Here is a 16,776-nt window from a genome sequence, read left to right on the forward strand (position 1 = left end):
GCATGGCGTCTCCCGACGACGGCGCGGGCGCGACCCGCGCCACCTTCCCCATCGGCATCGCGGGCGAGGATCTGCACCCCGAGGAGCGCGACCTGCCCGCGGGCGAGCCGCCGCCCTGGCCGGCGAACGCCGACCTCCGCGTGGTCGGCAAGCGCACGCGCCGGCTCGACGGGCGCGCCAAGGTGACGGGTCAGGCGCGCTACACGAGCGACGTCCGCCTCCGCGGGCTCCTCCACGCGCGCCGGATCGTCTCGACGGTCCCGCACGCCCGGATCCGCGGGATCGACACCTCCGCGGCCGAGCGGCTCCCCGGCGTCCGCGCCGTCCACCTCCTCGGGAAGCCCGTCGACGGCCCCGTGCTCCGCGACGCATCGGTGGAGGCGGGCGGCCGCTTCCCCACGGTCCGCTACGTGGGCCAGCCGCTCGGTGCGATCGCGGCGACCTCGCCGGAGATCGCGGACGAGGCGGTCCGCCTCGTCCGCGTCGAGTACGAGCCGCTCCCGTTCACGGTCGATCTCGACGAGGCGCTCCGGCCCGACGCGCCGCTCGTCTATCCCGGGCCGGTGGACCAGGAGGGCAGCGCCGGCGGCGGCGGCTCGAAGGAGGGGCTCCCGCAGCGCGGGAACCTGCGCGGCCCGGTGAAGGCGTCCCGCGGCGACGTGGAGAAGGGGTTCGCCGAGGCAGACGTCGTCGTCGAGGCGGCGTTCACGACGCAGGTGCAGACCCACTCCGCGCTGGAGACCCACGGCGTCGTCGCCGACTGGCAGCCGGACGGCCTCGTGGTCTACGCGTCCACCCAGGGCGTGGTGGGCGTGCGCGACGATCTCGCGGAGTGGTTCTCGCTCCCGCCGGGGAAGGTCCGGGTCGTCACCGACTTCATGGGCGGCGGGTTCGGCGCGAAGTTCGGCGCGGGGCACTACGGGATCCTCGCCGCGGCCCTCTCCCGGAAGGCGGGCCGGCCGGTCCGGCTCGTGCTCGACCGCCGCGAGGAGCACACGTCCGTCGGGAACCGACCGGCGACCCGGCAGAAGCTCCGGATCGGCGCGAAGCGCGACGGCGCCCTCACCGCCGTCGCGCTCGAGGCGGTCGGCACGGCCGGCGTCGGCACCGGCGCCGGGGTCGGCTTCTGCGCCGAGCGGATGTACGCGTGCCCGAGCTTCTCGGGGTCGCAGGCGGACGTCTTCGTGAACGCCGGGCCGGGCGCGGCGTTCCGCGCGCCGGGCATGCCCCAGGGGATCTTCGCGCTCGAGGGGCTCCTCGACGAGCTCGCCGACCGGCTCGGGATGGACCCGCTCGCCCTGCGCGACCGGATCGACACCGTCGAGCTCTCCGGGGCGCGGGCGCGGAAGGTCGAGCGCCGGGTCGGCGCGGAGAAGGTCGACTGGGCGCGGCGGCGGCACCCGCCCGGCGCTGAGCCGGGCCCGGTGAAGCGCGGGCTCGGGTTCGCGCAGGCGATCTGGCCGCACATCGTGTTCGTCGGCGCGGAGTGCGAGGTCGTGATCGCGCGGAGCGGCGCGGTCGAGGTCCGCTCGGCGACGCAGGACATCGGCACCGGCACGCGGACCGTGCTCGCGCAGGTGGTCGCCGAGGAGCTCGGGCTCCGGCTCGAGGACGTGGCGGTCCGGATCGGCGACTCCGCCCTCCCGCCCGGCCCCGGCTCCGGAGGGTCGAACGTGACGGGCACGATCACGCCCGTCGCGCGGGCCGCGGCGCACGAGGCGGGGCTCCTCCTGCGCACCCGGGCGGCGCGGCGGCTCGGGGTCGCGCCGGACGCGCTCACGCTCCGGGACGGCGCCGCCGTCGTCGCTGCGGACCCGGCGCGGAGGATCACCTTCCGCGAGGCGGCCGCGCTCGGGAAGGACATCCGGGTCCGGCGGGAGCGGAAGGACAACTACGGGCATGGCGGCGGTCCGCGGGGCGCCATGGGCGGCGTCCAGTTCGCGGAGGTCGCCGTCGACGTGGAGACCGGGATCGTCCGGGTCGAGCGGATCGTCGCCGTCCACGACTGCGGCCGGCCGGTGAACCCGCTGGCCGTGGAGAGCCAGGTGAACGGCGGGATCCTGCACGGCCTCTCCTGGGCGCTCCTCGAGGACCGCATCCTGGACCGCGCCACCGGACGCATGGTGAATCCCAACCTGGAGCAGTACAAGCTCGCGGGCGCGAGAGAGACGCCGCGCATCGAGGTCGTGCTCCTCGAGGAGTACCGCGGCCGGAGCGCGACCGACGCCACCGGCATCGGCGAGCCCGCCAACATCGCCACCGCGGCGGCGATCGCGAACGCCGTCCACAACGCCGTGGGCGTGAGGGTCCGTGACCTCCCCATCACCCCGGCGCGGGTGCTCGCCGCCCTCGCGACCCGGAGGGGCTGATCATGCGCTCGTTCGAGTGGAGCGATCCGCCGACCATCGAGGACGCGCTCGCGCAGCTCCGCCCCGGCGCCGTCGCGAAGGCCGGCGGCGTGGATCTCTCGGATCGCCTGAAGGAGCGGCTGGACGCGCCCGCGCGGCTCGTGAACCTGAGGCGCATCCCCGCCCTCGACGGCGTCCGCGACGCGGGCGGCGGGCTCGAGCTCGGCCCGCTCGTCACCCTCGCCCGGCTCGCGGACCACCCGCTCGTGGTCCAGCGCTTCCCCGCCGTCGCCGAGGCGGCGCGCCGCGCGGCGACGCCCAACGTCCGGAACCAGGCGACGGTCGGCGGGAACCTGCTGCAGCGGCCCCGGTGCTGGTACTTCCGGCAGGCGGACTTCCCGTGCCGCCGCAAGGGCGGCGACACCTGCTTCGCGCTCGAGGGGCGGAACCAGTACCACGCGGTGTTCGCGAACGACCTGTGCGCAATCGTGCACCCGAGCGACCTCGCGACGGCGCTCGTGGCGCACGGCGCGGAGGTGGACGTCCGGAGCCGCAGCCGCGCGCGGCGCCTGGCGCTCGAGGCCCTCTACGTCCTGCCGGACGAGGACGTGACGCGCGAGCACCGGGTCGCGCCGGACGAGCTCCTCGTGGGGATCCGTCTCCCCGCCCCCGCGCCGGGGGTGCGCGGCGCGTACGTGAAGATCGGCGAGCGCGACTCGGCGGACTGGCCCATCGCCAGCGCCGCGGCGGTCCTCGCCCTCGACGGCGCGATCTGCCGGCGGGCGACGCTCGTCCTCGGCGCGGCGGCGCCGGTGCCGTGGCGCGCGCGCGAGGCGGAGGGCGCGCTCGAGGGCCGGCGCGTGGACGCCGCGGCCGCGGCGGACGCCGCCCGGGCGGCGCTCGCGAAGGCGCGGCCGCTCTCCGAGAACCGCTACAAGGTGGCGGTGCTCGAGGCGGCGCTCCGGCGGGCGATCCTCGCCGCCGCGGGGAGCGCCGCGTGAGCGCCGCGGCGCGCGCGGAGGTCTGCCGGTGGCTGCGGTCGCGCTCCGCGTACGGCCGGACGGCGGAGGGCGCGGAGTGGCTCGCCGGGGCTTCGACGGTCGAGGGTTACTGGTGTCTCCGCACGATGGAGCCGGCCGGACCGGACGACGCGCTCGCCGAGCCCGGCGCGTGCCGGCCCGGGCGCGCCTGCTTCGCGGCGGCGGGCGAGGCGCTCGCGGCGGCGGACCCCGGCGCGTCCGCGCCGAGGAGCGGGGGCGGCGCGTGACGAGTCCGTGCGACGGCTGCATCGGCGGCGTCGTGCTGGCCGCGGGGCGCTCGGTCCGGCTCGGGACGCCGAAGCAGCTCCTCGTGCTCGAGGGGGAGGCGCTCGTCCGGCGCGCGGCGCGGGCGGCGGTCGAGGCGGGGCTCTGGCCCGTCGTGGTCGTCGTCGGTGATCACGCGGACGAGGTCCGCGGCGCGCTCGCCGGTCTGCCGGTCGCGACGGTGGCGAACCCGCAGTACGAGACGGGGATGGCGAGCTCGCTGCGGCGCGGCCTCGCGCGGCTCACGGAGTGCGCGCCCGACGCGGCGGGCGTGGTGGTGCTCGCCTGCGATCAGCCGCGGGTCTCGGCGGAGCACGTCGAGGCGCTCGTCGAGGCCCAGCGGCAGGCCGGGAAGCTCGTCGCCGCGTCGTCGTACTCCGGCGCGCTCGGGGTGCCGGCCCTGTTCGCGGCGGCGGTCTTCCCCGAGCTGCTCGCGCTCGAGGGCGATCGCGGCGCGCGCGGCGTCGTCGAGAGGGATCCGGCGCGCGTCTGCGCGGTGCCGCTCGAGGGCGGGGAGCTCGACGTGGACACGCCGGAGGACTGGGACCGCGCGCGGGGGCGGTGACGCACCTCCGGCCGCGCCCCTCAGAACCCCCGCGCCCAGGCGAGACCGAAGACGACGTCCGGCGCGTTCGAGTCGTAGAACCAGCGCGGGCCGGGATCGTCCGGGAGCCGTTGACCCGGCGTGAAGTCCTCGGAGAAAAACGCGGTCAGCTCCCCCACGCGGATGCCCCCGCTCACCTGGTTGTGCACGCGAAACAGCGAGTACCAGACCGTCGCCTCCGGCTCCGTCTCGTCCGGCGCGAGCTTCCAGCCGGCCTCCATGAGCGGGCTCGACAGCCGATCCTCCAGGACGAGCGCGACGCCGCCGCCGACGCGCAGCACCAACGACAGGTCGAACCCGCCCTGCACCCGGCGCGGCTGGAGGGCGAAGCTCCCCGGCAGCCCGCCGACCACCCGGACGGACGCGAGCGCGTGCACCGTCAACCGTCCGGTCCGCCCCGACGCCGCGAGGCCGAGCCCCGCGTCGGCGGTGCCGGACCCGGCGAACCGGCCGCGCGCGCCGGTCGGGAGCTTCACGTCGAGCCGCAGCGCCAGCGCGCCGCGCGGCGGGAGCGCCGGCTGCGCCGGATCCGCGCCGGTGCTCGCGAGCTCGAGCTGCGTGCGGAGGACGAGGTCGGCCAGGGCGAGACGATCGGAGTGGACGTCTCCGATCGTGTGGCCGCCCTCCTCGGAAAGGTGGAGGTTCACCTGGTCGCGCGGGTACAGCTGGCGCTCGAAGTTCCAGGACCCGACGAGGCCGTGCCAGCTCTCGATGGGTCGATCGGTCCAGCCGCCCCACTCCACGAACGCGCGGGCCTCGAGCGTCGTCGAGAGCCGCCGCGCGAACGCGGCGTCGACCAGGCGGCGCCACGGGACCGTGAGCGACACCTGGAGCGTGTCGACCTGCAGGTCGTCCTGGATCGACACCGTGCGGCCGCCGCGGACGAGCACCGTCGGCTTCGACCAGTCGTTCGCGAGCCACCAGCGCACGTCGAGCGCGATCGCGGCAGGCGCGCGCGCGTCGGCGAGCGGCATGTCGAGGAAGAGCGCGCGGAACGGACCGGGCGTGGCGACCCCCAGCGGCGCATCGGGCAGGGCCGCACGCGCGGGCGCCGCGGCGAGGAGGAGCGCGCCGAGGGCGCAGCGCAGGGCGGCAGGCATCCGGGTGCGGGCGGAAATCTAGCGGCACCGGCGAGGTGGTGCATGGGGCGCGGCAAACGGCGGCGCGCGACGGTGCGCGGCCACGGCGGCCGCCGACACGCGAACGCGGACCCGAGCGCGAACCCGGCGCCCTTGCCCGCTGGCGGGTGCGGAGAGACTCGGGGTGCACGGGCACGGGGCACGATGCGCGTCACCGGCCGTCGCTCGTCTCGAAGTGACCCCAGTCACGCCGCCCGTCCGGGCCCTCGCCTAAGGTGCCCCTGCAGCCTGCGGGACACGCCGCCGTGTGCGCCCGGACACGCCGCGCCCGCCGCCCGCGCCGCCGTGCGGCGACGACGCTGGCGCGCGGCTTGCTCTTTCTTCGGTTCGAGCCACGCGGCGACGCGCCGCCAGGGGGAACTCCATGCTGCACCTCGCCGTCCTGCTCGCGGCCTTCCTCCCTGCCGCGGCGGTGAGTCCAGCCCGGGTCCCGGCCCATGGCCGGCAGACCGCGACGCTCACCGTGGAGCGGCCGGGCATGGTCCGGCTCGCGACGTCGGGCGGCGGCGGGACCGCGTGCACGGTCGTCGACCAGCTGCGCGGCCCGTTCGCCGCGTCCGGCGCGGCGGGGCGGACCGACTGTGCGCAGGACCTCCTCCTCGACGCCGGCCCGTACCGGCTGCTGCTCGACTCGCGCGAGAAGGGCCAGGGCGAGGTCGCCGTCCAGGCGGCGCTCTTCGCGGACGTCAACACGCCGCCGGCGCGGCTCGAGCCCGGCGCACCGGTCGAGGCGGAGCTGCCGGACGGAAAGCAGGCCTCGTGGTGGATCCACCTCGATCGCCGCGCGCCGGTGACGGTGCGCGTCGCCGGCCGCACCGCGGGCGCCGTGCACCTCTGGCGCGGCGGCGCCTGGCGCGAGCCGCTCGAGCCGCTCCACTCGACCGTCGAGCCGCTCCCGGGCCAGCCCATCCACGAGTGGTGGCTCGAGGGCGTCCTCGAGGCCGGCGACTACCTCCTCACCGCCTACGGCACGGGCGCGCTCCGCTTCACCCGCGGCGAGGAGCACGCGCGCCTCGCGGTGCAGTACGGCCTCCCGGCGCCGGCCGACCGCGCCGTGCGCGTGAGGCTCCCGCCGAGCGGGGCCGCGGCGTTCGCCCTCGGCGCGGGCCGGCTCGGCGCGGTGCTGACCGTGACCGCGCCAGGGCCGGGGCCTGCGCGGCTGAGCCTCCACCCCCTCGGCCCGGAGGGCTCGCGGATGGGCGAGCAGGAGGGCGGCTGCGAGGTGTCGCCGAAGGCGCTGGTGCCCGAGTGCGGCGCCTGGAGCGGCGACGGCGAGGGCCACGTGCTCGTCGTCCGCGGGCCGCCTGGCGCGGAGGCGGAGGTGCGCTGGGCGCCGCTCGGCGCCTCGCCGCGGATGGTGGACGGGGAGTACCGCGGGCCGGAGCGCCGCGTCGCGCTCGAGCCGCTCGCCGCGGGCGAGTGGCTCGTCGGCGTGCACGACGTCCCCGCCGACCGCGACGCCGCCCCGCTCGGCTGCGCGCTCGAGCGGCAGCCCGAGAGCGGCGGCCCGCGCGAGATCGTCGCGTGGGACGTCCCGCGCGTCGCGGCGACGCACGGCTGGCGCCGCGCGTTCAACTACGCGCGCGAGGCGTCGCTCTGGTTCGAGGTCGTCGCGCCGGGCGAGTACGCGATCTCGGCGCAGCGCGCCACCTGCGAGCTCTACCGCGTCTCCGGCGAGGGCGAGCGGCTCGACGGCGCGCCGAAGGCCTGCGCGCTCCAGCGGCGGCTCGCGCCAGGCATCTACGAGCTGCGGCTTCGCGGCGGCCGGGACGGCATCGAGGAGGTCGCGATCGCCCCGAGGGGCGCGCCGATCCGCGAGGCACCGGCGCGCGCGGGCTGCGCGATGCGCGTCGCGGTCGCGACGGGTCAGCGCTACGCGCTCCTCTCGAGCCGGACGGGCGGCGCGTTCGCCCGCGGCCTCGTCGCGCGGCGGCTGCCGCTCGCGCTCGAGCGGGCGCTGCCGGTCGAGGTCCACGCCGGCGAGACGCTGACGCTCCCGGTGGACGCGCGCGGACCGATCCGCGTCGCCACGCCCGGCGGCAGCCCCGCGGGCTGCTGGCTCGCGCGGGGCGGCGCGGGGACGTGGCGCGACGGCGCCTGCTGGCTCCAGGCGAGCGGTTCGGACGAGCTGTCGATCACGGCGAGGCCGGAGGCTCCGCTCGCCGCCTGGATCGGCCGCCCCGTCGAGACGCTGCCGCCCCCGGCGGCGCCCCGGCCCTGGACGCCCGCGCCCGCCGAGCTCGCGACGCTCGCGCTCGAGCGGCCGGCGCGCCTCGACCTCGGCCCCGGGGAGGACCACGCCTTCGTCTTCGACGTCGTCGAGGCCGGTCTCTACGACGTCGGCACGGAGGGGCTGCTCCGGACACGCTGCGCGCTCCGGACGCCTGCGCTCGCCCGGCTCGCCGAGGACGTCGCGGGCGGCCGCGGCCGGAACTGCCTCGTCTCGGCGTGGCTCCGCCCCGGCCGCTACCTGGTCTCCGTGCGTGCCGAGGCGCCGAGCCACGGGCGCGCGACGGTGGTCCTCGGCCGGCGGACGGCGCGCGACCTCGCCCGCGTCGCCGCGGACGGCGAGCTCTTCCATCGCGTGCCCGCGGGCGAGCTCGTGCGCGCCCGCCTGGCGGCGCCGGCGGCGGGCGCGTTCGAGCTCTCCACCGCGGCGCCGGGCGCGGAGCTGCGCTGCCGGGTGGAGGACGCGACCGGGTGGCCGCTCGCGCCGGTCCCTGGCCCGTGCCGCGTGACGCTCGACCTGCCCGCGGGCGAGGTCGTCCTCGCGCAGCTCCCGCTCTCGGTGGAGAGCCGCCGCCGCACCGCGATCGTGCGAGCGCGGCCCCCCGAGGTGCTCCGCGGCGAGACCCCGCACACGCTCGCCTTCTGGACCCGCTACGCGGTCGAGCTCGGGAAGGCAGGCCGGGACGAGCTCAGGTTCGACGTGCCCGCCGAGATGGACGTCTCGATCCTCCTCACGAACGAGATGATGGGCCGGCTCTACCGCGACGGGGAGGTGGACCCGTTCGCCATCGTGCCGCCCGCGGAGAGCGCCACGCCGGCGGCGATCCCGGACGCGCCGGAAGCTGCGGAGGGCGAGGCGGAGCACGAGACGGACGACGCGGAGCAAGAGGGCACGGCGGAGGACGAGACCGGAGACGCCGTCGGCGACGCGGCGGCCCCCCTCACCCCGGCCCTCTTCCCCCGCTCGCGCGGGGGAGGGGGAGCTCTTCCGGACACCGCGACCTCGCGCACGGAGAGCGCTCGCGCGGCGAGCCGGACCTCGACCCCACGCGGGCCCGAGGGCTTCCGGATCCATCTCGCGCCGGGGCGTTACCAGCTCGTCGCGGAGCACGCGCGCGGCGACGTGGCCATCGCGTACGAGGTCCAGCTCACGTCGGACGTGCTCGCGCCCGGGATGGCGCGCGACGTGAAGGTCCCCGCGCGCCTCGCGGTCCGCGTGCCGGCCGACGGCACGCTCCGGCTCCGGACGCGCGGCGACGCCGACGTCCGCTGCCGGCTCCTGGACGGCGGGGGCCGGGTCGTCGCCGAGTCGTCGGAGGTCGGCGAGGACTGGAACTGCGGCTTCGCCGAGCCTGTCGCGCGGGGCGACCACCTCCTGGTGATCGAGAGCGAGACCCGGACCAGCGGCACCACCCGCGTCGTGCTCGAGGAGCCCGCTCCGGTCGAGGCGGGCGCGCTCGCGGAAGGCACCTCGTACTCCGTCGGGCCGGGCGTGCTCGCGGCCGCGCTGCCCGCCCCCGCGGGCGACGCCGTCCTCGACGTCGCGCTGGATGGTCCCGTGTCCTGCGCGATCGAGGACGAGACCGGACGCGTCCTGTTCCGGGCGGGCGCGCCGGCGCCCTGCCGCGCCATCCTCGCGCCCGCCGGCCGGCCGCTCCGCCTCCGCGCCTGGACCCTCGACCGGCCCGCCGCCGCCGTCGGGCACGTCCGCGCGCGGCCCGTGGCCGCGCTCGAGGGCGGGAAGGTGGGCGCCGCGCAGGCGGCGCGCGCCCGCGTGGAGCGGCCGGGCCGGTACCGCACCGGCGAGGGCGTCCTCTGCCTCGCGGGCAGCGCCGCGGGCGCGCTCGCGCCCTGCGGCCCGGAGGTCTCGCTCGACGAGGGGCCGATCGTCCTCGCCGGGCTCGGCTACGTGAAGGTCGCCCTCGAGGAGCAGACCGCCGACGTGGAGAAGGGCTCCGAGGCGACCGTCGCCCTCGGCCGCGGCCCGTGGCTGCAGCGTCAGGTCTCGCGCGGCGCGGCGCTCCACGTCGCCGCCGTATCGGTCCCGCCGGGCGAGCCCTCCGTCCCGGCGTGCCGGCTCGACGCCCGCGATCCGAAGGAGGTCGCCGGCATCTTCACGGTCGGTCCGGGGTCGTGCTTCGCCGCCGCAGGGCTGGCGCAGGGAGCGGTCCTCGCGCTCCGGGCGGGCGCGCCGGTCGAGGCGCGGCTGTGGCGCGCGGCGATCCCGCTCCCCGACGCCGTCCCGCTCGCGCCCGGGCGGCACCGGCTGGAGGGCACGGGCGGCGTGCGGCGCCTGGCGCTGCCGGAGGGTCCGGTGCGGGCCGAGCTCCTGCTGCCGCCGGAGGCGTGGGCGGTGCTCCTCGCCGACGGCGCGGCGCGGGATCTCTGCGGCCCCGCCGGCACGCTCGCGCGCTGCGTGCTCACCACCGCGTCGCGCGCCGAGCTCGTCGTGGTCGCGCCCGGCGAGCGGCGCGTCGAGGCGGAGGTGACGCGGCTCGCCGCTCCGCCGCCGCCGGCCGTGCTCGCGGGTCTCCTGGAGGAGGTGGCGCCGCTCCCCGGCGTGCGCGTCCTGCGCGTCCCGCCGGCGACCGTGGAGCGCCGGATCCGGATCGACGGCGGGCTCCGCTGCACGATCGCGCAGGACGACGGCGGCCGGAGCGGCTCGTGCACCGCCACGCTCGCGCCCGGCGTGGGCGCCCTCGTCACGATCGAGCACGGCGGCGGCCCGCTCCGCGCGGTCGTGGGCGGCGCGGGCGACGCGCTCGCCGCCGCCGGCGGTCCGCTCCCGTCCTCGCCGTCTCCCGTCGCGCCGGGCCAGGCCGTCCGGCTCGAGGGCGCCGCGGTCGACGTGGCTGTCGCGCTCGGGGCCGAGGCCGCCGTCCACGTCCGCGCCGACGGCGGCGTCTGCGTGCTCGCCCCCGCCGCCGCGGCGCCCGTCGTCGAGGGGCTCGGGGACGGCTGCCGCCTGGATCGCGTCCTGCCCGCCGGCACGCACCGGCTCAGGGTCCGCGCCTTCGCCGGCCGGCCGCTCGCGGGGGCGCTCGCCGTCACGACCGAGCCCGTCCTCCCCCTCGCCGAGGGCGTCGGACCGGAGACGTGGATCGGCCCCGGCGAGGCCCGCGTGTTCCGCTTCACCGTCGCGTCGAGCGGCAAGGTCGGGCTCGGCGTGCGGGAGGAGGCCGAGACGCTCGCGTGCACCGTCACCGACGCGGCGGACCGCGCGCTCGGCGAGGGCTGCCAGGCGCTCCTCGCCCTCGAGAAGGGCAGCTACCTGCTCGCGGTCCGCGCCCCGCCGGGCGCGCCACCGGCGCGCTTCCGGCCGGTGCTGCTCGGCCTCGCCGGCGCCGAGACCGGCGTTCCCGAGGACGTGCTCCGCGACCTGTTCCAGCGGATCGGAGAGTTGCCGTGAAGACCGTGATCAGCCCCGTGCTCGCCATCGCCGCGGTCGCCTGCCTCGCGATCGCCGCCCCCGCCCGCGCCTACGACCCCGCCGACCTCGGGCAGCGGCCCGAGCGCGCGAGGCTCCTCCCGGAGCAGTTCCTCCGCGGCTACGACCCCATCACCGCGTACCTCGACTCCGACGAGGGGCCGGGGCGCGGGGACGCCGACGACGGCGCGAAGCGCCTCGCGATCGCCCCCGCGTGGCCGGGCGCGTGGACCTGGCTCGATCGCCGCACGCTCCAGTTCCGGCCGGCGGAGCCCTGGCCCGCCCTCGCCCGCTTCGCCGTCGAGACCCGCGACGGGAAGAAGATCCTCACGACGATGATGTCGCCGCCGTCCGCGCTCGCGCCGGCGGACGGCTCCGAGGACCTGCGGCCGTTCCGGAGCTTCACGATCACCTTCCCGCAGGCGCTCCCCGTCCCGTCGCTCCGGAAGATGCTCTCGCTCGAGCTGCGGGAGCTGCCCGGCCATGGCGACGCGCGCCCGGTGAAGGTCTCCCGGTTCGCGCTCGCGCCGCTCCCCCGCGGCGCGCAGCGGGATCCGGCCGCGTACGCCGTGACCCTCGACGAGGAGGTGCCGGAGGGGCGCCAGCTCGTCGTGCGGGTCGCGCTGGCCCTCGGCGACGAGGGCAGCGTGCTGTGGACCGGCAAGCTCTCCACGCAGGCGCCGTTCCACCTCGCGAAGGTGCGCTGCGGCGACGCCGAGGCGCAGGCGCTCCCGGGCGCCGGCGCGCCGCGCGATCTCGCGCTCTCCTGCGGCGAGCGCGGCGAGCGCCCGGAGCTGATCTTCTCCGCGCCCGTGGCCGGCCTCACGCTGTCTGCCCTGAAGCGGCTCGTCCGGCTCGACCCCGCCGTCCCCGACCTCGGCTTCGAGGTGCAGGGCGCCCGGGTCCAGCTCAGGGGCCGCTTCCTCGCCGACGTCCTCTACCGGATGCGGATCGACGGCGCGCCGGTGGTGGACGACGCCGGCCGCGCGCTGCGCGATCCCGGCGGGATGACGCTCTTCTTCTACCGCGGCGCGCGGAGCCCGTTCCTCCGCTGGAGCCAGGGCACGGCGATCCTGGAGGCGAACGGCCCCCGGATGCTGCCGCTCCAGGGCTACGGCGACGCGCGCGCCGACGTGCGGATCCACCGCGTCGACCCCTGGTTCACCGGGCTCTGGCCGTTCCCGCAGGGAGGCGTGACGGTCGACGAGGACCAGCCGCCGCCGTTCCCCGGCGAGGAGCCTGCGGCGCCGGGCCTCGGCGACCGCGACGACTCCGCGCTCGCGCGCCACCTCCGCCTCCTCGGCTCGCCGCTCGTGTCGAAGGTCGTCGCGCTGCCGCTCGACAAGCGCGCGGGCGCGACGCGGTTCGGCCTCGACGTGGGCGCCCTCCTCGATCCGGCGGTCGGGAAGGGCCGGCCCGGCACGTACCTCGTCGGCCTCCGCCGGCTCGCCGGCCCGGCGCGGCGGAGCTGGGTGCGCGTCCAGGTGACGAACCTCACGCTCACCGCGGTGGAGGAGCGGGACCGCGCGGCGGTGTTCGTCTCGACGCTCGATCGCGGCGAGCCGGTCGGCGGCGCGCGCGTGCGGGTCGAGGGCCGGCGCGTGGAGAAGGTCACGCGCAAGGACGGCCACGTCGAGCACGAGGAGCGGCCCGCGGTGGTCGACGTCGTGACCGACGGCGACGGCCGCGCCGTGATCGGCCGCCTCGCCGACTGGGTGCGGGTGCTGCGGGTCTCCGTCGCGAAGGGCGAGGACGTGCTCGTGCTCGATCCCTCCGAGCCCCCGCCGAGGTTCGCGGCGAACCACTGGTCCATGTCGGGCGGCTGGCTCGCGTGGCTCACGACCGAGCCCCCGGCGCCGCGGAACGACCGGACCTTCGCGTTCGTCTTCACCGAGCGGCCGATCTACCGCCCGGGCGAGACGGTGCACGTGGCCGGCTTCGTGCGGCAGAAGAAGGGCGGAGAGCTCGTCGGCCCCGGCGACGCGGCCCTGTTCGGCCTCAAGATCGAGGGCCCCGACGGGAAGAGCCTCCCGCTCCCGCTCGCCCTCTCGCCGCTCGGCGGCTTCTCGGCGGATCTCGCGGAGAAGGACCCCGCCACCGGCGAGTACGTCGCGATCGTGTTCCACCGCAAGACCGGCGAGACGGTCGGCGAGCGACGGTTCCGGATCGAGGCGTACCGGATCCCGACCTTCGAGGTGCAGCTCTCCGGGCCCGCGGTGGCGGGCCTCGATCGCCCGCTCTCGGTGAAGGCCGTCGCGCGCTACTACGCGGGCGGCGTCGCCTCGGGCCAGAAGATCCGCTGGTCCGTCACGCAGCGGGCCACCCACCACGTGCCGAAGGGGCGCGAGGGGTTCCTCTTCGCCTCCTCCGCGCAGTTCGCGAGGCCCGGCCAGGCGCGCCCGCCGGCCGCGTTCCGGCGCGACGCCGCGCTCGACGCCCAGGGCGCCGACGAGATGAAGGTGAACCCGGCCCTGGACGTGGACGGCTCACCCCGGATCTACCGTTTCGAGGCGACCGTCACCGGCCCCGACGAGCAGGAGGTCTCGGGCACCTACGAGGTCCGCGCGCTCCCGCCGTTCGTGCTCGGGATGAAGCTCGACCGCTACCTGCCGAAGGCGCGGGAGATCGCGCCGCGGATCCTCGCCGTCGGGCCGGACGACAAGGTCGTGAAGGGCCAGGAGGTGACGGTCCGGCTGTTCCGGCGGGTCTGGCACTCGACGCTCCGCGAGACCGCCTTCGCCACCGGCGAGGCGAAGTACGTCACCGAGCAGGAGGACCGGAAGCTCGGCGAGAAGGTGATCCGCACCGGCGACGAGCCCGTGTCGGTCCCGTTCGCCATCTCCGAGGCCGGCGTGTACGTCGTGGAGCTCACCGGAAAGGACCGGCTCGGCCGCGTCCAGACGCTGTCCGCGGACCTGTACGCGGGCGGCCCCGGCCCCGTCGCGTGGCAGAAGCCGCGCGAGGGCGTCTTCACGGTCGTCCCGGAGAAGAAGAGCTACGCCCCGGGCGACGTCGCGCGGCTCGTCGTGGAGAGCCCGTACCAGCGGGCGCGCGCGCTCGTCGTCGTCGAGGAGCCCGCGGGCAACGTCTACCGCTGGCTCGACGTGGAGGGCGGCAAGGCGGTCGCCGAGGTCCGCATCGAGCCGCGCCACGTCCCGAACCTGCCGGTGCACGTGGTGCTCTTCCGCGGCCGCCTCGGCGAGGGGAAGGACGACGACGCGCGGTACCGGCCCCAGACGGTGGCGGCGAGCCTGGACGTCGAGGTCGAGCCGGTCCGGAACCGGGTGGTCGTGAAGGTGGAGCACCCGGTCTCGGTCCGGCCCGGCGCGCGGACCGAGCTCGTGGTCACGCTCGCCGACGAGGCGGGACGGCCGCTCGCGGGCGAGGTCGCGCTCTGGCTCGTGGACGAGGCGGTCCTCTCGCTCGCGAAGGAAGGCCCGCTCGATCCGCTCTCGCGCTTCATCGAGCGGAACGCGCGCAGCACGAGCGTGCGCGACACCCGGAACCTCGTGCTCGGGCGGATCCTCGAGGAGGAGGAGCCGGGCGGCGACGGCGGGGACGCGGAGGAGGCGGGGAGCGGGCGCGCGCCGCGCACCGTCCGGAAGAACTTCCAGACGGTGCCCTACTGGCAGGCGCGGCTCGAGGTGCCCGCGTCGGGACGGCTCGTCGTGCCGGTGACCCTCTCCGACGACCTCACGGACTTCCGCGTCCGGGCGGTGGCGGCGAGCGGGCTCGCGCGGTTCGGCCTGTTCCAGTCGACGCTGCACGTCCGCCTCCCCGTGCTGGTGCAGCCGCAGCTCCCGCGGCTCGTGCGCGAGGGCGACCGCTTCTGGCCGGGCGCGGTGGCCCGGATGATCGAGGGGCAGGAGGGCCCCGCCGACGTGGACGTCGAGCTCGCCGGGCCCGTGGACGCGCCCCGCGCGAGGCTGCCGGTGAAGCTCGGGCTCGCGGCGCCGGTCTCGGCCCTCGCGCCGGCGCGGGTGGGCGCGGCCGGCGCCGGGTCGGAGCTCGTGGTGAAGGTGGGCGTCACGCGCCGGAGCGACGGCGCGGGCGACGCGTTCGAGGTGAAGCTGCCCGTGCTCCCCGACCGCCCGGTCGAGCGGTTCGTGGCCCTCGATCGCGTCGCGACCGGGCCGGTGAAGCTGCGGCCGTTCCCCGAGGCGCCGCGCCCCGGGTCGGCGACGGAGGACGTGACCGTCACGACGGTCCCCGGCGCTCTCGAGGTGATCTCCGGGCTCGAGTACCTCGACGCCTACCCGCACCTCTGCCTCGAGCAGCGCGCCTCGAAGCTCCACGGGGAGGTCGCGCTCGCGGGGACGCTCCGCGACCTCGGCGTGGGCGACCTGTACGGGAGGCGCGCGCTCGACGAGGCGCGGCGGTTCGCGGCCGACCTCGCGCTGCACCAGGACGGCGAGGGGCTCCTCGCGTACTGGCCCGGGAACAAGGGGGACGTCGCGCTGACCGCCCAGGTGGTCGAGCTCCTCGGCGCGCTCCGCGCCGCGGGCGTCCCGGTCGACGCGAAGGTCGAGGGGCGCGCGATCGAGGCGCTGCGGCGCGTCCTCCGCAGCGACTACCCGTTCCTCGCGGGCTACCGCTTCGACCAGCAGACCGCCGCGATCCGCGCCCTCGCCCGCGTGGGCCAGCTCGACGCGCACTACCTCGCGGACCTCTTCCAGCGCCGCGGCGAGATGGGCGCGACGAGCCTCGCCGACCTCGGCCTGGCGATGGCGCGCCGGCCGGACCTGTTCCAGGCGAACCTCGACGTGGTCCGGCAGGACCTCTGGAACACCGTGACGGTGAAGCTCCGCGACGGGAAGAGGTACGTCGAGGGCGTCGGGCGGGACCGCCCGCGCTGGGAGCATGGCTGGCTCGGCTCTCCGACCGGATCCCTCGCTGCGGTGTTCGCGGGGCTCCTCGCCCTCGACCCGAGGAACCCGCAGCAGGACCTGCTCCGGGACGCGCTGCTCGCGCGCGCCGAGCCCGGCCGCGGCTTCGGCGACACGCACGCGACGCGGCGCGGCCTCGAGGCGCTCTCCGCGTACCTCGCCGTCCCGCGCGGCGACCTCCCCGCGGGCACGCTGGCGCTCGCCGGCGGGCCGGAGCTCTCCGTCGACGGAAGCCGCAAGGTCGCGCGGTGGTCGCGGCGCTCCGAGGCGCCGCTCGAGGGCGTGGTGAGGGGCGCGCCGCTCGGCGTGCGCGTCGCGTACGCGTACCTCCCGGCGACGCAGGGCGCGGAGGTGAAGGCGCTCCGGCAGGGCTTCGTCGTCACGCGGTCGTGGTCCGCGGTGCGCGACGACGGGACCGTCGAGCCGCCGCGCCCCGACCAGGCCGGCGAGGTCCGCAAGGTGCGGCAGGGCGACGTGCTGGAGCTGCACGTCCGCCTGGAGTCCTCGGAGGACCGGACCCACGTCGCGCTGGTCGTCCCCTTCGCCGCCGGGCTCGAGCCCCTGAACCCGGCGCTCGCCAACGCGGGCCCGCTCGCGCGGCCCTCGGAGGCGGACACGCTGCAGCCCGCGTACGTGCAGCGGCTCGACGGCGAGGTCCGGTACTACTTCACGTCGATGCCGAAGGGGGCGCACGCGTTCCACTTCCGCGTCCGCGCCGCGAGCGAGGGGTCGTTCGTCCACCCCGCGCCGTGGGCGGAGATGATGTACCGGCAGGAGGTGCGCGGGCGGGGCGACGGGATGCGGGTGGTGGTGCTCGGAGAGCACGAGAAGGGATAGGC

Annotated in this window: 7 protein-coding genes; 6 read left to right on the top strand and 1 reads right to left on the bottom strand. The window is 77.3% G+C overall.

Translation table 11 applies throughout. The features are described 5' to 3' along the window. Positions 1–2: 2 nt before the first annotated feature. From AMOR_RS11025 to AMOR_RS11040, 4 genes are read left to right on the top strand one after another with little or no spacing between them, the layout of a single operon-like run. Entirely contained in the window at positions 3–2,369 is a 2,367-nt protein-coding gene (locus AMOR_RS11025) for a xanthine dehydrogenase family protein molybdopterin-binding subunit (RefSeq protein ID WP_248360970.1), read from the top strand. Positions 2,370–2,371: 2 nt separating this feature from the next. Then, complete coding sequence (locus AMOR_RS11030) at positions 2,372–3,349, top strand: FAD binding domain-containing protein (protein ID WP_248360972.1); 978 nt, start codon at positions 2,372–2,374, stop codon at positions 3,347–3,349. Then, positions 3,346–3,615, top strand: coding sequence for a hypothetical protein (locus tag AMOR_RS11035; protein ID WP_248360974.1), 270 nt, complete (start codon positions 3,346–3,348; stop codon positions 3,613–3,615). The genes AMOR_RS11030 and AMOR_RS11035 overlap by 4 nt, the downstream gene beginning before the upstream one ends. Then, entirely contained in the window at positions 3,612–4,217 is a 606-nt protein-coding gene (locus AMOR_RS11040; protein WP_248360976.1) for a nucleotidyltransferase family protein, read from the top strand. Before AMOR_RS11035 ends, AMOR_RS11040 begins: the two co-directional genes overlap by 4 nt. A gap of 20 nt (positions 4,218–4,237) precedes the next feature. On the opposite strand, the gene AMOR_RS11045 is transcribed toward AMOR_RS11040, so the two are convergent. After that, positions 4,238–5,356 (bottom strand): DUF3187 family protein, encoded by a 1,119-nt coding sequence (locus AMOR_RS11045; protein WP_248360978.1) that lies wholly within the window; start codon positions 5,354–5,356, stop codon positions 4,238–4,240. Positions 5,357–5,759: 403 nt separating this feature from the next. Here AMOR_RS11045 and AMOR_RS11050 point away from each other — a divergent pair, with 403 nt between their 5' ends. Both AMOR_RS11050 and AMOR_RS11055 read left to right on the top strand, forming a co-directional pair. Beyond that, positions 5,760–11,033 (top strand): hypothetical protein, encoded by a 5,274-nt coding sequence (locus AMOR_RS11050; protein ID WP_248360980.1) that lies wholly within the window; start codon positions 5,760–5,762, stop codon positions 11,031–11,033. After that, on the top strand, positions 11,030–16,774 hold the full coding sequence (locus AMOR_RS11055; RefSeq protein WP_248360982.1) for an alpha-2-macroglobulin family protein: 5,745 nt from the start codon (positions 11,030–11,032) through the stop codon (positions 16,772–16,774). Before AMOR_RS11050 ends, AMOR_RS11055 begins: the two co-directional genes overlap by 4 nt. The last annotated feature ends 2 nt before the right edge of the window (positions 16,775–16,776 follow it).

It is taken from the genome of Anaeromyxobacter oryzae (assembly GCF_023169945.1).
Classification (GTDB): Bacteria; Myxococcota; Myxococcia; order Myxococcales; family Anaeromyxobacteraceae; genus Anaeromyxobacter; species Anaeromyxobacter oryzae.

Bases quoted from the DNA above. Each gene is read 5' to 3' on its own strand.
- AMOR_RS11045 (WP_248360978.1), bottom strand. From the start codon at position 5,356: ATGCCTGCCGCCCTGCGCTGCGCCCTCGGCGCGCTCCTCCTCGCCGCG.
- AMOR_RS11050 (WP_248360980.1), top strand. From the start codon at position 5,760: ATGCTGCACCTCGCCGTCCTGCTCGCGGCCTTCCTCCCTGCCGCGGCG.
- AMOR_RS11030 (WP_248360972.1), top strand. From the start codon at position 2,372: ATGCGCTCGTTCGAGTGGAGCGATCCGCCGACCATCGAGGACGCGCTC.
- AMOR_RS11025 (WP_248360970.1), top strand. From the start codon at position 3: ATGGCGTCTCCCGACGACGGCGCGGGCGCGACCCGCGCCACCTTCCCC.